Annotated in this window: 18 protein-coding genes and 1 pseudogene; 5 read left to right on the top strand and 14 right to left on the bottom strand. The window is 57.0% G+C overall.

The features are described 5' to 3' along the window. Positions 1 to 2 precede the first annotated feature (2 nt). From AO240_RS02050 to AO240_RS02020, 7 genes are all read right to left on the bottom strand, one after another. Positions 3 to 1988: an ATP-dependent endonuclease gene (locus AO240_RS02050; protein WP_099234967.1), complete on the bottom strand. Its 1986-nt coding sequence runs from the start codon at positions 1986 to 1988 to the stop codon at positions 3 to 5. Between the two features lie 298 nt (positions 1989 to 2286). Then, complete coding sequence (locus AO240_RS02045; protein ID WP_099234966.1) at positions 2287 to 3111, bottom strand: toll/interleukin-1 receptor domain-containing protein; 825 nt, start codon at positions 3109 to 3111, stop codon at positions 2287 to 2289. Between the two features lies 1 nt (position 3112). Continuing rightward, a complete protein-coding gene (locus AO240_RS02040; protein WP_099234965.1) occupies positions 3113 to 3538 on the bottom strand; it encodes a hypothetical protein in 426 nt (141 codons plus the stop codon). A gap of 382 nt (positions 3539 to 3920) precedes the next feature. Continuing rightward, positions 3921 to 5837, bottom strand: coding sequence for a methyl-accepting chemotaxis protein (locus tag AO240_RS02035; RefSeq protein ID WP_043205934.1), 1917 nt, complete (start codon positions 5835 to 5837; stop codon positions 3921 to 3923). A gap of 209 nt (positions 5838 to 6046) precedes the next feature. Then, positions 6047 to 7573, bottom strand: coding sequence for an IS66 family transposase (locus tag AO240_RS02030; RefSeq protein ID WP_099234964.1), 1527 nt, complete (start codon positions 7571 to 7573; stop codon positions 6047 to 6049). Between the two features lie 50 nt (positions 7574 to 7623). Next, the gene (gene tnpB / locus AO240_RS02025) at positions 7624 to 7959 is read right to left on the bottom strand and encodes an IS66 family insertion sequence element accessory protein TnpB (RefSeq protein ID WP_158231380.1); all 336 of its coding nucleotides are present in this window, start codon (positions 7957 to 7959) and stop codon (positions 7624 to 7626) included. Further along, complete coding sequence (locus AO240_RS02020; RefSeq protein WP_015885959.1) at positions 7956 to 8273, bottom strand: transposase; 318 nt, start codon at positions 8271 to 8273, stop codon at positions 7956 to 7958. Before AO240_RS02020 ends, tnpB begins: the two co-directional genes overlap by 4 nt. Before the next feature lie 192 nt (positions 8274 to 8465). Between AO240_RS02020 and AO240_RS02015 the strand changes: the two genes are divergently transcribed. After that, positions 8466 to 8741, top strand: coding sequence for a hypothetical protein (locus tag AO240_RS02015; protein ID WP_099234963.1), 276 nt, complete (start codon positions 8466 to 8468; stop codon positions 8739 to 8741). 573 nt (positions 8742 to 9314) lie between these two features. On the opposite strand, the gene AO240_RS02010 is transcribed toward AO240_RS02015, so the two are convergent. The 3 genes and pseudogenes from AO240_RS02010 to AO240_RS02000 all read right to left on the bottom strand — a co-directional run bounded on the left by AO240_RS02010 (position 9315) and on the right by AO240_RS02000 (position 12289). Further along, on the bottom strand, positions 9315 to 10877 hold the full coding sequence (locus AO240_RS02010; RefSeq protein WP_099234962.1) for an anti-phage dCTP deaminase: 1563 nt from the start codon (positions 10875 to 10877) through the stop codon (positions 9315 to 9317). Between the two features lie 141 nt (positions 10878 to 11018). Further along, positions 11019 to 11870: pseudogene (locus tag AO240_RS02005) on the bottom strand (YifB family Mg chelatase-like AAA ATPase); the annotation flags it as partial. A 155-nt stretch (positions 11871 to 12025) separates the two neighbouring features. Then, the gene (locus AO240_RS02000) at positions 12026 to 12289 is read right to left on the bottom strand and encodes an accessory factor UbiK family protein (protein ID WP_058413816.1); all 264 of its coding nucleotides are present in this window, start codon (positions 12287 to 12289) and stop codon (positions 12026 to 12028) included. Between the two features lie 423 nt (positions 12290 to 12712). Between AO240_RS02000 and glnK the strand changes: the two genes are divergently transcribed. From glnK to sutA, 4 genes are all read left to right on the top strand, one after another. Beyond that, positions 12713 to 13051 (top strand): P-II family nitrogen regulator, encoded by a 339-nt coding sequence (gene glnK, locus AO240_RS01995; RefSeq protein ID WP_002555808.1) that lies wholly within the window; start codon positions 12713 to 12715, stop codon positions 13049 to 13051. A 34-nt stretch (positions 13052 to 13085) separates the two neighbouring features. Continuing rightward, a complete protein-coding gene (locus AO240_RS01990; protein ID WP_099234960.1) occupies positions 13086 to 14426 on the top strand; it encodes an ammonium transporter in 1341 nt (446 codons plus the stop codon). A 211-nt stretch (positions 14427 to 14637) separates the two neighbouring features. Continuing rightward, positions 14638 to 15063, top strand: a complete 426-nt coding sequence (locus AO240_RS01985) for a secondary thiamine-phosphate synthase enzyme YjbQ (RefSeq protein WP_099234959.1) — start codon at positions 14638 to 14640, stop codon at positions 15061 to 15063. Between the two features lie 101 nt (positions 15064 to 15164). Then, positions 15165 to 15497: a transcriptional regulator SutA gene (gene sutA / locus AO240_RS01980; RefSeq protein WP_099234958.1), complete on the top strand. Its 333-nt coding sequence runs from the start codon at positions 15165 to 15167 to the stop codon at positions 15495 to 15497. Positions 15498 to 15650: 153 nt separating this feature from the next. Here the strand turns inward: sutA and AO240_RS01975 are convergent, their stop codons facing one another. From AO240_RS01975 to dapF, 4 genes are read right to left on the bottom strand one after another with little or no spacing between them, the layout of a single operon-like run. Next, on the bottom strand, positions 15651 to 16346 hold the full coding sequence (locus AO240_RS01975; protein ID WP_099234957.1) for an HAD family hydrolase: 696 nt from the start codon (positions 16344 to 16346) through the stop codon (positions 15651 to 15653). Next, positions 16343 to 17242: a tyrosine recombinase XerC gene (gene xerC, locus AO240_RS01970; RefSeq protein ID WP_099234956.1), complete on the bottom strand. Its 900-nt coding sequence runs from the start codon at positions 17240 to 17242 to the stop codon at positions 16343 to 16345. Before xerC ends, AO240_RS01975 begins: the two co-directional genes overlap by 4 nt. A gap of 2 nt (positions 17243 to 17244) precedes the next feature. After that, positions 17245 to 17961, bottom strand: a complete 717-nt coding sequence (locus tag AO240_RS01965) for a DUF484 family protein (protein ID WP_099234955.1) — start codon at positions 17959 to 17961, stop codon at positions 17245 to 17247. A gap of 13 nt (positions 17962 to 17974) precedes the next feature. Then, a complete protein-coding gene (gene dapF, locus AO240_RS01960) occupies positions 17975 to 18805 on the bottom strand; it encodes a diaminopimelate epimerase (protein ID WP_099234954.1) in 831 nt (276 codons plus the stop codon). Positions 18806 to 18807: the final 2 nt, after the last annotated feature.

Genomic DNA, 18807 nt, shown 5'->3' with positions numbered 1-18807 from the left:
GTTCAGTCCCGCCTCAACGACGCGGAAATGTGTTTGAGCACTGAACCAAGCACAACCGGCATGTGCGTTACCAGTTGCGCCTTTGTGATATGAGTCAACGCTGCAAGGTGGGTTGCAGGCTTGCTGTTGGTGAGAAAGTGGTAGCGGTAACTCGGGAATTGAGGGGGATAACCCACAAAGGGCCCTGTGTAGGCTTTTAATCCGGGACCTGTCGTTCCCAATACCACTTCGGCGGCTTTGTCAGCGGACATGCGAGGCCCCCCGCGCTCCGGGACGATGGCTGCATAGGCGGCGGGGAATGCTTCCAGCATTGCTAGATCTAAATCCAACGGTGAGGAGAAATACACTCCATGAGCTTTTAGGTTGTTGTTGATCCATGACAGGAGGCCGCTATGATCGACCGAATCAGACCAATTATGCATGTTCGCTAAGTCGGTATCGGACAAGATGCCAGTTGTAATTCTCAGCACTTCGGCTTTCGGTGCACCGAACTCGATCAGCTTTTCGATCGCCGTTTTGACTCGTCCAAAACCGCCTCCATCTCGCCCTAGGTCAAGATCCAACAGCGTGGCGTGAGGAATACCCAGATGTTTAAGCAAGCGCCAAAAATGCTGAACATGACGTCCACCCAATGGGACAATGGCGACAAAGGCTGGATCGATCAGCAAATTCAGCGCCTCTGCGAGTCGCGGTAAAACAATTCTTTCCGAATCTCCCTCAACGAGCAAAACAAACCGCGCAAAATAAAGCTCTGGGTAGGCCAGCATCGCACCTCGTACAAATTTGCTAGCCTCCACGTCGTTGACTGGAAGCTTAATCCGCTTGACCGTAGACACCCGCGTTTTGGGGTCGCATCTACAGTATCGAACTTCCGTCGGATTGACGCGGCTAAGCACTGCCGGTGAGTGACTGGTGACAATGGCTTGCGCGCTGCCATCGGTTGTGAGTGATCGGACTTGGCGGATGATGCGAGCAAGGAAATATGGCGAAAGGTGGTTCTCTGGCTCCTCCAAAGCGAAGATCGTCAACGCGGGTATCCGCAGAGCGTCACTTCGGAAGCCCTCAATTGACCCCGCTACAACCTCACGCTCTAGGTCGAAGACGGCCGCAGCCAGAGCGAAGTAAAAGAGCGATTGTTGACCGTCGCTGAGCGCCTCGATACCGCGCTCCTGACCGTCAGGTCCCTGTTCGAACATGACTGCAATTTTGTTGACGACCTCCTCGAACCTGCGACTTACCAGACTCAGGCGCGGATTAGTGTCGACGACGTCATCATGAAGTGCCGACCACCGCGTCTGCAGAGCTTCTGTGATTGCGGCAATTGCCGCTTCTTCCTCGAAGGCAGAGGCAAGATTTTCGGTAGCGTCATGAACCGCCTCTTCGGTATCGGAAGACCACTCGATCGCGCGTAACAAACGAGCCGCCAATGCTCCGGCAGTCGCCCGGGTCTGAGCAGCAGCGTCTCTGCTTGCCGGTGTGTAATACAACTGAATTAGTCCCCGATCGGCTACGGAGACGGAGTGGCACTTGTCTTCCGACGGTTCATCGTCGAGCGTGTCGACCCAGTGCAGGGTTTGCGAAACCTCGCCTTCCACGGTTCCATCGTCCTCCCATTGAGCGTCAAGCCGAAGACGACAGACGGGAGCATCGTCTGGTCGCTCGATTAGCATATGCCGAAATGAAGGTGCGATCGTTTCTGGTGTTGCAGTTCCATCAATCAGTTCGGGGAGGGCGATCAAAACCTCAATGTAGAGGTACTTTGATTCAAGACTGGTGGGATCGTCATCAGGTCCCAGGTGAAAGTCCGAGCGACGTACGGTGCGTTGTGCCCGAGTCACTCCAAACAGCTTCGCCAACGCGTGTAGAAGCGCAGTTTTCCCTGCCGCGTTGGGGCCGACGATGGTCGTGATCTTTGGCGAGATTGTTACGCTGATAGGACGGGGCGCAAAGCAACGGAAACCAGATAGGACGACAGATTCGATTAGCACAGGATCCCTTCCTCTATGCCGCGACGGATATGAGTTTATCGCGTGCTGACATAGCGTAGGCAGGAGAAGAGCGTCTTGCCATTAAGAGCGCTGAATTTGAAGCACTAAAGGAGCAAATTAGCCCCTTACCAATCACTGGTGTTGTCCTTTCAGGAAGAAGCATCGCGCTCTGTCGCACTAAAGACAGTGCACTCGCACGATAGGGTAAATCGTAGCCTCATTTGGTGTGCTCACCAAAACAAGAACCACCGGCCTGAAATTTGTCACGCGTCGAGACCAAGCTCGACGCGTGAGGGTTTCAGACGAAGAACCGAGGTTCTTTTAGCAGCTCCGCTGGCACGCCAACTTGCTTGTAGAGCACATCAAGATGCTTAAGACCATTGAGCCGATTCGTAGCCGAGGTGTTGCCGCTTTTTATCCACATCAGGAATTCAGGATAGGAGACGCTGCTGGTGAGTTGAGGGAGTTCGTACTGGAATTCAAACTTGCGCTTCTCGGTGCCGGCGTACGCCTCGAACTTGTGTTCCAATGCCATTCGTACAGCCTGCCTAGGCGTACGTCTGGCGCGCTTGGCAAACATGAGCTCGGAAAAAATCCAGGGAGAGGAAAGATATTGGTCATCCTCCATGAGATCTTTAACCTTCACGGAGTGATCCGTATCCAAGAAAATCAGCAGCTCAGATCGGTCGATCATCTCATGCAACGCTGAATTCAAGATCATATGAACGTTGGATGTGGTCCGATTTCTCAATTCATACAAATACGAATTTTCTTTCTTTTTGTTAGCGCTGAACTTCTTGTCTACCTTTAGCAAGAGGTCGTCAGCATGGCCCCACACGCATGAATCCACAAACGCAGTCAGCCCGAGTCTCTGAAAAGCAATAGCGAGGTTGATCGCTTCAGCTTGGTCTGCATGAGCGTGTGAGATGAAGATGTCAACATCCAGTTTGGGAAAGAGGTGATCCTCGATCGCTGTGGCGTTGAGGTTTTTTTCGCCGTCGACTAGGTACTTCTCCATATCGGCGGTGAGGTTGGCATTTTGCGATTCAAACGCCGCAATTTCGTCACTGGTGGGGCTCAAACCCACCCCGGAAAATCCATTTATCTTTAAGTCCAGAAACATATCAACCTCTCGGGGAAAGCCAGAAGGCGAAAACAAAACCAGCGATCATGGGGATATGGAACCCCCAGATAGACTTCCTCGCCAAGACAGACCAGTAGGCTTCCTTGACAGCATTGATAGTTACCGCATCAATCACGAAACTTACTTCCTTAGAGAGCGGCTGTGCCGCTGCTGCATTGTAGAGCTTCACGAATGCACGCTCTTGCTGCAAAAAGTAGGCGTGGTAACACATGAATATCGCGCCTGGCAGAAGGAACATCCAGGCATGAAACGTGACATGTTCCCCGCCGGCGAAGGCTAGCAGTGCACTCAATACTGTAACGCTGGCACCTTTGATGACCGAGGAGCTATTGGCCAAGCGTGAAACTATTCCCTGAACAATATTCAGGTACGCCACCCGCAGAGCGGCGCTGTCTGGATTAGACATTACTCATCCTTATACACCGAGGTTTTTCACAGTCCCGAACGCTGAGTTTACGGGTGGCACATTGGTATCACAGGTGATATGAATTCGTAAACACCAGGGATCGCTGATGTTGTGACGCTCAAAAATAGGCGGAGCCCCCGATTAACGGTAAGCGTCTGCCAAAGTCACCTTGTATGACTCAGAACGGTATAAGCAGTCCTTCAGAAAGCCGTAGGACGGCTGATAATCCATGGCCTGACCTCATCCGGCGTCATGAAAAGCCTCGTTTATCGCGTTGAGCAAAGTAGCCCTTATAGGCGCGTCACCCTCTCACCTACCAATCCTCAAATACCCGAAAGTCATTCTCTCGGGCATTTGAGCATCCGGTAAAAAAACTTGTAACTCAGTTCACCTTGAACCGTCCCACCAGCCCCTGCTGTTGCTCGGCCAAGCGGGCTAACTCGCGGCTGGTGACGGCGGTTTGTTCAGCACCGGCGCTGACCTGGATAACCAGAGTGTTGATGTCGTTTACGTTGCGGTGGATCTCCTCGGCAACCTGACTCTGTTGTTCTGCCGCCGAGGCGACCTGTATGTTGCTGTCGCTGATGGTCGCGATGCCCTCGGCTATTTCTTCTAGCAACTCCCCTGCGCGCACTACGTTGCTCGCGCCTTCTTGAGCCTTCCCTAGAGTTTCCTGCATGGAAGTGGCGGCACGGTCGGAGCCGGATTGCAGATTGGCGATCATCTTCTGGATACTGACGGTGGAATCCTGAGTCTTTTTGGCCAGATTCCGCACCTCATCGGCGACCACGGCAAATCCACGACCCTGCTCACCGGCACGGGCAGCCTCAATGGCAGCGTTCAAAGCTAGCAGATTGGTTTGCTCTGCTACACCACGAATCACATCCAAAACCGAGGAGATGGAATAGCTTTCACCCTTGAGCTCCTCAATGATTCGGGATGTTTGTTCGGCCTGAACCTCAAGCCCTTTGATCAAGCTGATGGTGTTCTCGATTTCAGCCTTGCCCTGCATAGTGCTGGCATTAACGCGCTGCGACATCTCTGCGGCGTCGGTAGTGCTGCGCGCCACGTCTTTGACCGTGGCGCTCATCTCGCTGATGGCAGTGACCACCTGATCGGTGCCTTGACGCTGCTGGACGACGTTATTGCTAGTTTGCAGGGCCACAGCCGAAGACTGCTCGGCGGCGGTCGCGACCTGCGCCGTGGCACTCCCGATCTCACGGATCACTTCACCGATCTGTATGGCCATGTTATCCAGGTTACGCGAGATCTCGCCAAACTCGTCTCTGCCGGTGTAACGGGTTCTGGCAGTTAGGTCACGCGTGGATAGCGAAATAAGGGTGCGGTTCACGTCGACCACAGCGATTTTGATATTGCGAATAATCACCGAAGCGAGCCACAGCACCGCAATCAACATCAGAATGACGGTGGCTATTGCGACATACAGACTGCGCTGGGCATCGGTACGCGCGACATTGGCTAGGCTCACGACCGTCTGGCCCAGTTCAGCCTCGACCTGAGCCATCATGTCGATACGGCTGGTGGAAAGGTTGAACCAGTCTTCGGGTTTGATATTAAGCGGATCGCCTAGAGGCGTATCAAATCCGAGTTTTTGCAGGCGAGCTACATCGACGGATGCGGGCTGTTGTAGAACCGCATCCAGCTTATTTTTGAACACGGCAGGAGCCCAGCGTTGAAAGGCCTCGAAATAGCCGGAGAACTCGCCCATGTTGCGGCTGAAACGTGACAACAGCGGCGCATCAAAACGGTTTTGGTTGAATGCCAGGCCAAGCAGTACACGCTCTCGACCAGAGCGCTCTTTCATGTCTACGAACTGATTGAGTGAACTCAGCCCACGCAGGATTTCCGGATCCTCAATGCTGGTTTCCAGTGAGTAAGAGAAGCCGATCAAATTTTTGATAAGATCGGTGAATCGGGTGCCGGACTCGCCGTTATTGATTGCGAGCGTGTCCACCTGCTGACGCAGTCCGGCCAAACCATCAATTGCGCGCAGCATCTTGTCAGGCGCGATAAGACCCTCGGTCGATTGCGCATGCATCGCGCTCACCGCACGGTCGGTTTCTTGGCGTAAGACTTTCAACTTGTCCTGCATCGTCTTACCACCGCTGCCCAGAAACACGCCGCTTGCGCCGCGCTCACGCTGGATAGTGGTTACTACGTCACTGAGTTTCTGCGCGGTGCCGGTAGCGGTGACCGCTCGGTTCATCTCGCTCAGTGTCTCTCGTTTGTCAGCTACAAAAATCCCGGCGAAGACCAGAAAGCCCAACAGGGGAAACATCAAAATAAGCAGTAGCTTTGTACTCAAAGGAGCATTTCTAAGCATGGCAGGCCTCAGGGCTTGAAGATGTTGTTTAAAGCTATCCAAGGCGAACGTTCTATGAAGTCGACGTCTGATAGAGCCCAGGATGGTTCAGTAGTAGCCTGCCGTAGCCAGTTTTTTCTCCGTTCGGAATGTTTCGGCTGAAACCAGCAAAGCTTTACCTGTAGCTAAGCAGGCGCCCAGCTATGTGGTAGCAGTCGCTCGATCTCGCTGGCCCGCTGCGTCGGCAGCTGCGTCAGCACATCCTTGAGATAAGCATACGGATCATGCCCGTTCATACGTGCCGACTGGATCAGGCTCATGATCGCCGCCGCCCGTTTGCCGCTGCGCAGCGACCCAGCAAACAACCAGTTCGACCGCCCAAGCGCCCACGGCCGGATCAAGTTCTCGATCTGGTTGTTGTCGATGGGCACAGCACCATCGTCCAGGTAGCGCGTCAGCGCTACCCAGCGTTTAAGGCTGTAATCCAGGGCCTTGGCCGTAGCAGAGCCCTCGGGCACAAGTTCGCGTTGGGCCAGCATCCACTCATGCAGTTTTTCAGCGATGGGCACCGCCGTTTCCTGGCGTAATCGCCAACGGTCTTCGTCGCTCATTTCCTTAGCGTGTCGCTCGACTTCGTACAGCCCGCCAATCGAGTGAAGCGCCTGCTCAGCCAACTGGCTTTTATTCGCGACGTGCAGGTCGAAGAACTTGCGGCGCGCGTGGGCCATGCAGCCGATTTCGGTGATGCCCAGCTCGAAGCTTGCCTTGTAGCCGGCAAAGTCGTCACAGACCAGCTTGCCGCTCCACGTGCCCAGGAAGTTACGCGTATGTTCGCCGGCACGGCTGGGGCTGAAGTCGTAGACCACGGCCTTGAGTGCCGAGAATGGCGTGCTGCTATAGGCCCAGACGTAAGCGCGGTGGGTTTTCTTCTCTCCTGGAGCCAGCATTTGTACCGGTGTTTCATCGGCGTGGACTACGCGCTGGGCCAGCACTGCTTCGCGCAGCGCATCGACCAGCGGCTGAAGCTGCACGCCGGTTTGACCCATCCACTGCGCTAGTGTCGAGCGCGGGATGGCAAGGCCGGCACGGCCGAAGATCTTTTCCTGTCGATAGAGCGGCAGGTGGTCGGCGAATTTGGCCACCATCACTTGCGCCAGCAGGCCGGCAGTGGGGATGCCCTTGTCGATCACCTGCGGCGGCACCGGGGCCTGGGTCAGTGTTTCGCACTGCCGGCAGGCCCATTTCCCACGAACGTGCTGTTCGACGGTGAACACGCCCGGCGTGTAGTCCAGCTTCTCGCTGACGTCTTCACCGATGCGCTGAAGCTGACAGCCGCAAGCGCACTGAGTGTTGTCCGGCTCGTGATGGATCACAGTGCGCGGGAACTGCGGCGGCAACGGCGCACGCTTGGGTTGCTGGCGTGGTTCTATCTGCGCGGGTGCGGGATGAAGTGCTTTTAAGTCGGCCTCGATGGCTTCGAGGTCGGTATTAAGCAGGTCATCGAGCAAGCTGCCTTGCGCCGGGCTGATCTGCTCGCTGCGCTTAGCAAACTTGTGTCGCTTGAGAATGGCGATTTCGTGGGTGAGCTGCTCGATGATCGTCTCATCACGATGGATCTTTCTGCCCATGGTGTCGACCTTGGACATCAGCTGCGCAGCCAGCGCGCGCAGTTGTTCAGGGGGCATTTGATCGAGATCGGGCAAAGAAGTCATGCCGTGGATTTTACCAAAGCAGTCCTCCGGTCACAGCTATAAGCCAGGTATTAGAGCAATGTAATTGCGCCGCCTGCACCTACTCGCTGCCAAGGCAATCCAAGTACCAGCGCCTGGAGTTGTTCGGGGTCGAGTTCGACCTCCGCGCCAAGATGGATGCCCGGCCAATGAAACTTGCCCTGATTCAAGCGTCGCGCCGCTAGCCAAATACCAACGCCGTCATGCACCAGCACCTTTATGCGGTTGGCCCGGCGATTGGCAAAGAGGTAGGCGCAGTGCGACTTCGCCGCACCGAACACGGCAACCACCCGGGCCAGTGCAGTGTCAGTGCCGGCCCGCATGTCCATGGGCTGGGTGGCGAGCCAGATGGAGTCGATACGAATCATTGGGCCAGGCCACGGATAAAACACGCGCAGCCGTCCGGATCTGAGGCTGGCCATTTTACGGTGACGGATTTATCGCCCAGAACCAGTGAGATGATCACCGTCTCTTCTGTTGCGCGCTTGGGTGCAGCTTGTACGGGGATGAAGGCCGGCAGAGTTGCGGGTGATTGATCCCGGTAAATCGGTAGCCACTTGCGGATCACGTTGGCGTTGATGCCGTGATGGATGGCTACGCTGGAAATCGTCGCTCCAGGTTGCAAGCATTCCTGGACGACCTGGGCTTTAAATGGTTTGGGGTAAGAGCTGCGTTGGCGCATGGAAATCCTGGCGATAAGGGTGATCGCGTCCGCTTAAAATACGCGGACACCATCGCCCTAAATACTGGAGTTCGGTAGATGTGTTCGCCATCCGCTTACGATTAACGTAACTAATGATCGTACCCACGTTTTAGTAGCGCTTCTAACCTCGCTGCAGCCCCGTCTTTAATGGGATTGGCCGGAAGTGCAGTCGTGAATGTCAGCGGAGCCTCAATTGCATCTATTTCCGTGCAGTTGCATTTATTTTCAATTGTCACAATGGCAGAGCGGTTTTTCGTCATGGATGATGGGCGCAGCAATACCGAGAGGCTTGGCGTGATTGTCGACGGTTTCTGGGGAGCGGCGGTCAACTCGAACGGTGTCGATGAAGATGAAAACTCCACTCCTCTGGAGGAGGTGTGGGTACGCATGCAGATTGCCGTTGAGTCGAGCCTCTCTCAACTTGGTTTCAATCGTTATCGTAGTTAATCAGCACCTTATCCGGCGGAGGCGCCCGCACTTGGCACTGGCACTTTCGTGAGCACCTGATATCCGTTGATCGAAAGCTAGAGGCCGTTCAGATCGTAATGCTCAGGTACCTGGCCAGATTCAGTGCAAAAGAATTTTTAGGTCGATTTTTGCTAGCGCGTTAAAGCTCACGGCGAGATCTGTAGGAGGGAGGGATGCCTGTATCATTTAAAGGATGAACAGGCATGCTCCTGTGTCGATCAATTTTGCGTAGGTGCCGATCTATCAGAGCTTTAGAGACTTCTCACCACTGAGCATGACTCAAACGAAATGCCGAGTTCTCTCCAGAATTCTAGCGAGCAAGCCTGCTTCGACAGACGAGACTGCTGGTCGGCGGAACTCTACGACATTACATTCAGCTAAAGGATAGGCGTGTGAAGACTCTATGATCGTTGCCATAGGCAGGTACGATTGATCGCCGATGTCCAAAGCTTCGAAGCACAAAGTCAGCTGAGTGCCCTGTTCTGAGTACCCAGATTCATCAACGATTTTCATAAAAATGCTCCAATGCTGCTACCGATAAACCGGTTGATCTCAAATTCCGCGCGAGGATAGACCCTGGACGATGAGAGATTCAAGAGTCGGAATAGCTTCCATTGTGACAAAAGCGACGGGATGAGCCTCCCTGGTTTGCATAACGCCCTCCGAGTTTTTGCGACCGTTGGGGTGAGCAGAGAAGAAGCGAAGAAATCGTGAGGGCGCTACGCCATCGAACGGCATCACCCTCACCTTATCCGTTTCGTTCTCATTTTCAGTTATAGCATCCTCGTGAAGCTTCGTTGCAAGGCTCTTCCGGTAGGGCTCCAAAAAGTAAACCTCACGTACACCAGCTGCGACGATGTGCCGCGCACATGAATGACATGGATACGTGGTCACAAACAGTTTCCCATCACGGATTTTCCCGCCATCGGTGCTTCCAGCACTGAGTAAAGCATGCATCTCGGCGTGAACAGCACGAGAAAACTCAATCAGGCTCTTCAGTTGGGATTTTTTCCGTATCGCCTTGTAGACTTTTTCGCGGTTTGCTTCATCGATGAGCCCTTCGCTCGATAGCAAATCGACGATAGCGTTTGAGATGACCTCTTTCTCCTGATCATTGGAGCATCGGCCGCCTTCGAGGTTCCAGCAGCGTCGATCTTCATCTGGGGAGCTTCCATAAGACTCTGTCTGGTAGAGCCCGCCGAAGGCTTTGGGAACGTCATTCCACCCCGTCGCTAATATTTCCCCTTCCTCGCTTGTAATTGCAGCGCCGACCTGACGGGAGAGGCATGCGGAATTTCGCGCGGCGGAAAATGCTGCATACATAGCGCGCTCGTTGAGGGTCGGCGTCGCGATGACCGTTCCTAAAATGAGATCAAGGAATCGTTTAACACGTCCTTTGCGATGCGTGTCGGTCGTTTTTTCTACGCGTAAGAAGAAGTCTGCTTGCGGAAAGGTGTCTTCGACGCGTTGCCCGTGATCCATCTCTTCGCCTGAGTCTCGATCGATCAGATCGTGAATCTGATCGCCTTGGCCTTTGTAGCGTTCCAGCCTAGTGATTCGTAGCTCAATCGGGGAGTAGACGCCTACCACATGCAGCATGTCTCCGTAGACGGAGCGCAGCAGGCGGAGTTCGTCGATATGTTTGATTGAGTCGATAATGTGGCAATAGCGGACAGTGATCTTAGGAGTCGGTGCCGAACCCGAAGTATCGAAAAGGTCAGGCTCTTGAATTTTTTCAGCAGCCTGCTGTGCTTCTTCTCGTTCAAGGGTAATTCGACGAATGGCGAAGCGCGCCAAGATCTCGTTTCCGTGTTCTTCGCGAAGTTCGTTACCTGCTTCAATGAGCTTGAGGATCGACTTCTCACCCGTCAGCGACTTTTGCTTACGGATTTCGTCACTCAGCCTGATGATGTTTACTTTTTCGTAGTTGTAATCGGTGCCAAGTAGCAGTTCCTGGAATGTTTTTGCCACGTCGTGTAACGGTGTTCCCATCGGTCCGCACAACGCGATAACAATCTCTGGAGTGATCGTTTTACCGATTGCACCGATGTCGTCGAAATGCCCGCCTTTATCACTGTTAGCCGATGCGATGAGACGAAAATCCGGAGCTGCCATAACGATCCCTGTTGGTAGGTGAGCTTCACTGGTGAATCATCGCATAATGACATCACCGTTTAGTAGCTTTGCGTTAAATAGCGTCTCCAAGCGTAGTCAGCAGTCGCATTAATTTCGAGGAGTTCTCATTTATTTCGAAAACCGACACCCGCCGCCGACCAGTGCCGCCGCAGAGGCCGAGTGGTGCGGCTGGCGAAACGGGCGGTGTGGCCAATGGCTCAGCGGCGCGAGGCTGACCACCGACTGAATCGCCGCCACCTCCAGCGCCTCCTGTTCACTCAAGGGCGGCAGCAAACCGGGCAGGCGGCTGGCCAGCAAGGTTTTGCCGGTGCCGGGTGGCCCGCTGAACAGCAGGTTATGTGCGCCCGCGGCCGCGATCAGCAACGCGCGTTTCGCCGCCAGTTGCCCCTGCACTTCGTTCAAGTCGGGATAGGGCTTGTTCAGGTACAACAAACCGTCGGACTTGAAGGGCTCAATCGGCACAACCCCATTCAGGTGCGCCACCACTTGCAGCAAGTGATCCACGGCAATCACCTTAAGCCCCGAGGCCAGGCACGCTTCCTCGGCGTTCGCGCGAGGCACTATCAAGGTGCGCCCAGCCGCGCGCACCGCCAGCGCGGCCGGCAACACGCCCTTTACCGCGCGTACCGCACCGGACAGCGCCAATTCGCCCAGGCACTCCACCTCATCAAGCATCAGCGCCGGCACCTGCACACTGGCCGCCAATATGCCCAGGGCAATTGCCAAATCAAAACGCCCGCCGTCCTTGGGCAGGTCGGCGGGCGCCAGGTTGAGTGTGATGCGCCGCGCGGGGTATTGCAGCGCGGAGTTGAGAATGGCGCTGCGCACGCGGTCCTTGCTTTCCCTGACGGCGGTTTCGGGCAGGCCGACCAACGTCAGCGATGGCAGACCATTGGCCATGTGCACCTCAACGGTGACGGCAGGCGCTTCCACGCCAACTTGGGCGCGGCTGTGGACGATGGCGAGGGACATGCGTGTTCCTTGAAAGGGAGGGCCGCTTCCTGCGGGTTTTTCAAGGGTAGACGAGGTGGGGAAGAGCGCGGCGGGAGAGGTTTTACAGAACGTATCCGGCTACTTGTGGCGAGCGGGCTTGCTCGCCACAGCAAGCCCGCTTGCATTGGCGGGGCCTATTCGGGGGCCACCGGCGTCAAGCGTGCTTCCAGTTCTGCGACTTTCGCTTCCAGGCTTTCCAACCGCGCACGGGTGCGGGCCAGTACGACCATTTGGCTATCAAACTCTTCGCGGCTCACCAGGTCGAGTTTGCTGAAACCGCTCTGCAGCAATGCCTTGAACTGGCTTTCGATTTCAGTGCGGGGCAGCGCGGTGTCGCCGCTGAACAGGCGAGAGGCGTGGCCGCTCAGGGCGTCGAGAAGGTCTTTGGGCGCGAGCATGGGGACATATTCCGGAATACTGTTGGCGGGCAGTGTATCACGCGGCGTCTATAGTCTTTTTTACCGCTTTGGATGCACGCTTTTCGCGCAGAGGGGCGGGCAGTGGCGCACTGTTATTGTGCGCATTGCAGTCGCCAAACCGCCGTGCAAGCACGCATAACCCGGCAACGAACTGATTTCAGTGATTTTTACGGAGCTGGCAAGGTTTCTGCTTAGACGATCATGACCCATGCACTGATGCAGTCGCTGTGACGAATGCAGTGCGCCGACGGATCAGGGGTACAGGTTTCGTCACCAGTGGTTCGCTGGCGTCGCAACGGCAAATGCCGAGGCGACGATGCGTTACAAAGCCAGGCGCTGCGCTTAGACTTGAGACGGGTTTGTTTTCCTGGGGCAAGTCCACCAATTCGGGAGAGAGTTTTCATGAAGCTAGTCACTGCCATCATCAAGCCGTTCAAGTTGGACGATGTACGCGAGTCGTTGTCCGAGATCGGCGTGCAGGGCATTACCGTTACCGAGGTCAAGGGCTTCGGTCGGCAGAAGGGTCACACCGAGCTGTACCGTGGCGCGGAATACGTGGTGGATTTCCTGCCTAAGGTGAAGATTGATGTCGCCATTGACGACAAGGATCTTGACCGTGTTATCGAGGCGATAACCAAGGCGGCCAACACCGGCAAAATCGGTGACGGCAAGATTTTCGTGGTCAATCTGGAACAGGCGATTCGCATCCGTACCGGCGAAACCGATACCGACGCAATCTAAGCCGCCAAACCCCAACGCCCCAGGAGAAAACACTATGACTCTGCGTAAATTCGCAGGGCTCGGAGCCCTGTTGTCCCTCGTAATGCCGGCCTTGGCATTGGCGGCGGACCCAGCCCCAGCTCCAGTCCTCAATTCCGGCGACACCGCATGGATGCTGACATCCACCGCGTTGGTGCTGTTCATGACTATTCCAGGCCTGGCGCTGTTTTACGGCGGCATGGTTCGCTCCAAAAACATTCTTTCGGTGATGATGCAGTGCTTCGCCATCACCGGTCTGATCAGCATTCTGTGGTTCGTTTACGGCTACAGCATGGCGTTCGACACGACCGGTATGGAAGCAGGCGTCGTCAACTTCAACTCGTTCGTGGGCGGCCTGTCCAAACTGTTCCTGTCGGGTGTCACCCCGGCGAGCATCACCGGCCCTGCGGCGCTGTTCCCTGAGGCGGTATTCGTCACCTTCCAGATGACGTTCGCCATCATTACGCCTGCGCTGATCGTCGGTGCTTTTGCCGAGCGTATGAAGTTCTCTGCGATGCTGATCTTCATGGGCGTCTGGTTCACCCTGGTGTACGCGCCGATTGCCCACATGGTGTGGGGCGGTCCTGGTTCGTTGTTGGGCGACTGGGGCGTGCTGGATTTCGCAGGCGGCACCGTGGTGCACATCAACGCCGGTGTTGCCGGCCTGGTGGCGTGCCTGGTACTCGGCAAGCGTAAAGGTTTCCCGACCACCCCAATGGCGCCTCACAACCTGGGTTACACCCTGGTCGGTGCGGCCATGCTGTGGGTTGGCTGGTTCGGTTTCAACGCAGGTTCCGCTGCTGCGGCCAACGGCACTGCCGGTATGGCAATGCTGGTGACTCAGATCGCTACCGCTGCTGCGGCGCTGGGCTGGATGTTCGCCGAGTGGGTCACCCACGGTAAGCCAAGCGCACTGGGCATCGCCTCGGGTGTGGTGGCAGGCCTTGTGGCAATTACTCCGGCTGCCGGCACCGTGGGCCCGATGGGCGCGCTGGTCATCGGCCTGGCGGCAGGCGTGGTGTGCTTCTTCTGCGCCACTACGCTGAAACGCAAACTGGGTTACGACGACTCCCTGGACGCCTTCGGCGTGCACGGTATCGGCGGTATCCTCGGCGCGATCCTCACCGGTGTGTTCGCTGCACCGGCCATGGGTGGCTTCAACGCGGCGACGACCGACATCGCGGCGCAAGTCTGGATCCAGTGCAAAGGCGTTGGTTTCACCGTGATCTACACGGCCATCGTGACCTTCATCATCCTTAAGGTGCTGGATGCGGTCATGGGCCTGCGGGTTGCCGAGGAAGAAGAGGCAGTTGGCCTCGACCTGGCTCAACACAACGAACGCGGTTACAACTTGTAAGCGTGCGAAAAAAAGATGCCCGGCTTGCCGGGCATTTTTTTGCCTGGCGTTTGTCAGTGATAAGACGCTGTACCGGTTTTTGCGCAAAGTTTGTGATGGTGCGCACACGGTACGTTTCACCGTGCAGATGTCCTACAGGCATGTAGGCGTATTCGGCACTTTGTTTTTTCCCAGAGCGCGCTAGAATGCGCGCCGATGGGCGGAGAACTGTATGTGGCAACAGACTCTGATAACCCTGCGGGCCAAGCCCCGGGGCTTTCACTTGGTGACGGACGAATTGCTCGCCGGCCTGCCTGAATTGAAGGCTTGTCGTGTGGGCCTGTTACATCTGTGGCTGCAGCACACATCGGCCTCGTTGACCGTCAACGAGAATGCCGACCCGGCGGTGCGCCGTGACTTCGAACGTTTTTTCAATGCGCTGGTGCCTCAAGGTACGGCGGGATATGAACACAACGACGAAGGGCCGGATGACCTGCCGGCGCACTTCAAGGCCAGTCTCCTGGGCTGCCAGCTGAGTTTGCCGGTCAATGCCGGCCGCTTGGCGATGGGGACCTGGCAAGGTGTTTATCTGGGCGAGCACCGAGATCATGGCGGTGCTCGTAAAGTCCTCGCCACCTTGCACGGTGATGGGGCATAAGCCACTGGTTATCCACTGGCTATTGATTTTTTCCGGCGACCTCGACAGAGGGTGAAGCTGGGCTATAACTAATCTGCTTTTCGCAAGTCATGAGGTAGAACATGAGCGACGATGATCTGGAAAACGACGAACTCGAAGTAGGTGACGACGACGAGGCCGAAGAGGGTCTTGAAGCGGCCGCTGAAGACGTGGCTGACGAAGCCGATGACGGTGGCGATGACACGCCTGCCAAAGCATCCAAAGGCAAAGCCAAGGCCGCTGTATCGGTAGATGAATTGCCGAGCGTTGAAGCCAAGAACAAAGAGCGCGATGCGCTGGCCCGTGCGATGGAAGAATTCCTCGCTAAAGGCGGCAAAGTGCAGGAAGTCGAGGCCAACGTGGTTGCCGATCCGCCGAAGAAGCCGGATAACAAGTACGGCAGCCGACCTATCTGAGGTCAGTTGCGCGCTTGTAAGAAAAGCCCGCCGTCGCTGCGGGCTTTTTCATGGCTGAAATAAAACTTACAGCGCGCTGTCTAGCTGATCGTTCCCACGCTCTGCGTGGTAATGCTGCCTGGGATGCTCTGCGTCCCGCTGCCATCTTCGGTGTTATTGCCAGTTGCGCAGCAGCTCCGGCAACTCAGTCAGTTTGCGAATCTGCGCATCCGGAGCTTTATCGCCTTCCCAAGCCTTGCCCGTCGGGTTAAACCACACCGCGCGAAGCCCGGCCTGCTGGGCGCCGGCGATGTCATCGCCGGGGTGATCACCCACATGCACCGCCGCACTTGCCTCCACGCCACCGCGTTGCAAGGCCTCGTGAAACAATCGCGCGTCCGGCTTGGCGATGCCGATGTCTTCGGCCCGCAGGGCAAAGTGGAAATAGTTGGCCAAGCCAACGCGTTGCACATCGGCGTTGCCGTTGGTGATCACCCCGAGCAAAAAGTGCTGGCGCAGCGCTTGCAGCATGGGTTCGGCTTCAGGGAATGGAGTGATCTGGTGGCGCGCGTGAATAAACGCCTCGAAACACACATCCGCCATTTCTGTGGCCTCAGGCTGTGGATAACCCGCCTCTTCGAACGCGTGCATCAACACGCGATGGCGCAATACGCTGATGCGGTATTTGAGCTCGGGGTGGCGCTCCAGTACCTGTTGGCGAAGGCTGGCGAAATGCTCCAGGGGCAAGTCACCGACCTTGCTGGCGTGGGTTGCCAACCACTCGCGCATGGATGCTTCGGCACTGATGATGACAGGCACGTTGTCCCAGAGCGTGTCGTCCAGGTCGAAGGTAATCAGCTTGATACTCATGAGTCGCCGCCCTTGATGCGTTTGGCCCGTGGATGGGCGCTGTCGTACACCGTTGCCAGGTGCTGGAAGTCGAGGTGGGTGTAGATCTGCGTGGTCTTGATGTCGGCGTGGCCGAGCAGTTCCTGCACCGCGCGCAGGTCCTGGGATGATTCCAGCATATGGCTGGCAAAGGAGTGTCGCAGCATGTGCGGGTGCAGGTTTTGCCCCAGTTCGCGCTCGCCCGCAGCCTTCACGCGCAGCTGAATCGCCCGCGGCCCCAAGCGTCGGCCTTGCTGACTGACAAACACCGCGTCGTCCGCCGGGTTGGTCAAAAGGCGCAGCGGCAACCACAGTTGCAAGGCTTCTCGGGCTTTGCGGCCGACCGGCAGCACACGGGTTTTGCTGCCCTTGCCGAGCACTTGCACCAAGCCATCCGCGAGGTCCAGCTGATCGAGGTTCAGCCCAGTCAGCTCCGACAGGCGCAGGCCGGAGGAATAGAACAGCTCAAGAATTGCCTGGTCGCGATGCGCGAGAAAGTCATCCTCCACGGCGCCATCGAGCAATTGCAGGGCGCGATCAGTGTCGAGGGTCTTGGGCAGGCGGCGCTCGCCCTTGGGCGGTGCCAGGCCATTGGCCGGGTCGTGCTCGCACAAGCCTTCGCGGTTCAGGTAATGATAAAGGCCACGCACCGCCGACAGCAGCCGCGCCAAACTGCGCGAGGACTGGCCTTGCTGGTGCAGCCGTGCGATCAGGCTGCGCAGGCTCTGGATGTCCAAGGCCTTCCAACTGGCGATCTGGTGTTTTTCACAGTACGCCAGGACCTTGTTCAAGTCCCGCCGATACGCTTCCAGGGTATGCGGCGACACCTGGCGCTCACTGCGCAGGTGAGCACAGTAAGCGTCCAGTTGCCGTTCCATGGCTAGCGCACCGCGCGCAGGGCAGTGGTGAAGCGCGGCAAGACGCGGCCCAGCACTTCGGCGATGTAGGTCAAAAACAGCGTGCCGACGGAGCTTTTGTAGTGCTGAGGGTCTCGGCTGGCGATGGCCAATACGCCATGCAGGCCTTGGTGGCTGAGCGCGACGACGGCGGTGGAGCCGATCTGCTTGCGCTGTTCGGCACCAAACAGGAAGTCCAGCTCATGCTCACGCAGGGTGCTGCTGATGGTTTTGCCTTCCGAGAGCAAGCCGCCAATTGCGGTTTGCGCTTCGCCACCGCTGACCCACCGGCCCACCGGCATTGGGTTGTCGCTGAACAGGATCAGGCTGACAAACGGCACCTGGAAATCCTGACGCAGGCTGTCTTCCACGGCGATCACCGTTTCTTCCAGGCTGGTGGCGTCCATCAGCATCAGAATCAGGCGGCGCGTCTTGTCGAACAGGCGGTCGTTGTCGCGTGCCACGTCCATCAACTGCGAGAGCCGATGGCGCATTTCTATGTTGCGCTCGCGCAGGATCTTCATCTGTCGCTCCACCAGCGACACGGTATCACCGCGTTGGTGGGGGATGCGCAGGGCGGGCAGCAGTTCTTCGTGTTCCACGAAGAAGTCCGGGTTTGCCTCAAGGTACGCCGCAACAGCTGCGGCCTCCAGGCATTCGCTCGGGTTAGCTTGGGCGGGTACTTGAGGCTTATCGGTCATTGGCTTGGCTCACTCATAGACGGACCTGTCCTTCGTATACACGCGAGGCCGGCCCGGTCATCATCACCGGGTGGCCAGGGCCTGCCCATTCGATGGACAAACGTCCACCGGGCAGGTCGATCAGCAGCGGCGAATCCATCCACCCTTGGCTGATCGCGGCCACGGCAGCGGCGCAAGCACCGGTGCCGCAGGCCTGGGTTTCGCCGGCGCCGCGTTCCCACACACGCAATTGCGCGCGGGAACGGTCGATCACCTGCAGGAAACCCACGTTCACCCGTGCTGGAAAGCGCGGGTGATGTTCGATCTTCGGCCCCAGTTCATGCACCGGGGCGTTATTGATGTCATTGACCCGCAGCACAGCATGCGGGTTGCCCATGGACACGGCGGCGATGTCGACGGTCTTGCCGTCCACTTCGAGCGCATAGTGGGTCGCCTGCTCGGTGGCCTGGAACGGAATATCCGCCGGCAGCAGGTGCGGCGCGCCCATGTTGACGCTGATTTGACCGTCACTGCGAATATCCAGTTCGATCACGCCGCTCTTGGTCTCGACGCGAATCTGGCGCTTGGCGGTCAGGCGCTTGTCCAGCACAAAGCGCGCGAAGCAGCGCGCACCGTTGCCGCACTGTTCCACTTCGGAGCCGTCGGAATTGAAGATCCGGTAACGGAAATCCACGTCCGGGTTGCTCGGCGCCTCCACCAGCAGCAACTGGTCGAAGCCAATGCCGGTGTGACGGTCGCCCCACTGTTTAGCGTGTTTGGGCAGGATGTGCGCGTGCTGGCTGACCAGGTCGAGGACCATGAAATCGTTGCCCAGCCCGTGCATCTTGGTAAAACGCAGCAGCATGG

This window comes from Pseudomonas sp. ICMP 460, from assembly GCF_002723595.1.
GTDB lineage: Bacteria > Pseudomonadota > Gammaproteobacteria > Pseudomonadales > Pseudomonadaceae > Aquipseudomonas > Aquipseudomonas kitaguniensis.
This window is presented reverse-complemented; position numbering and strand designations above follow the sequence as displayed.

Excerpts from the sequence above, each read along its gene's own strand:
- AO240_RS02045 (WP_099234966.1), bottom strand. The coding sequence starts at position 3,111 with ATGTTTCTGGACTTAAAGATAAATGGATTTTCCGGGGTGGGTTTGAGC.
- AO240_RS02040 (WP_099234965.1), bottom strand. The coding sequence starts at position 3,538 with ATGTCTAATCCAGACAGCGCCGCTCTGCGGGTGGCGTACCTGAATATT.
- AO240_RS02035 (WP_043205934.1), bottom strand. The coding sequence starts at position 5,837 with ATGTTTCCCCTGTTGGGCTTTCTGGTCTTCGCCGGGATTTTTGTAGCT.
- AO240_RS02030 (WP_099234964.1), bottom strand. The coding sequence starts at position 7,573 with ATGACTTCTTTGCCCGATCTCGATCAAATGCCCCCTGAACAACTGCGC.
- tnpB (WP_158231380.1), bottom strand. The coding sequence starts at position 7,959 with ATGATTCGTATCGACTCCATCTGGCTCGCCACCCAGCCCATGGACATG.
- AO240_RS02020 (WP_015885959.1), bottom strand. The coding sequence starts at position 8,273 with ATGCGCCAACGCAGCTCTTACCCCAAACCATTTAAAGCCCAGGTCGTC.
- AO240_RS02010 (WP_099234962.1), bottom strand. The coding sequence starts at position 10,877 with ATGGCAGCTCCGGATTTTCGTCTCATCGCATCGGCTAACAGTGATAAA.
- AO240_RS02000 (WP_058413816.1), bottom strand. The coding sequence starts at position 12,289 with ATGCTCGCGCCCAAAGACCTTCTCGACGCCCTGAGCGGCCACGCCTCT.
- glnK (WP_002555808.1), top strand. The coding sequence starts at position 12,713 with ATGAAGCTAGTCACTGCCATCATCAAGCCGTTCAAGTTGGACGATGTA.
- AO240_RS01990 (WP_099234960.1), top strand. The coding sequence starts at position 13,086 with ATGACTCTGCGTAAATTCGCAGGGCTCGGAGCCCTGTTGTCCCTCGTA.
- AO240_RS01985 (WP_099234959.1), top strand. The coding sequence starts at position 14,638 with ATGTGGCAACAGACTCTGATAACCCTGCGGGCCAAGCCCCGGGGCTTT.
- sutA (WP_099234958.1), top strand. The coding sequence starts at position 15,165 with ATGAGCGACGATGATCTGGAAAACGACGAACTCGAAGTAGGTGACGAC.
- AO240_RS01975 (WP_099234957.1), bottom strand. The coding sequence starts at position 16,346 with ATGAGTATCAAGCTGATTACCTTCGACCTGGACGACACGCTCTGGGAC.
- xerC (WP_099234956.1), bottom strand. The coding sequence starts at position 17,242 with ATGGAACGGCAACTGGACGCTTACTGTGCTCACCTGCGCAGTGAGCGC.
- AO240_RS01965 (WP_099234955.1), bottom strand. The coding sequence starts at position 17,961 with ATGACCGATAAGCCTCAAGTACCCGCCCAAGCTAACCCGAGCGAATGC.
- dapF (WP_099234954.1), bottom strand. The coding sequence starts at position 18,805 with ATGCTGCTGCGTTTTACCAAGATGCACGGGCTGGGCAACGATTTCATG.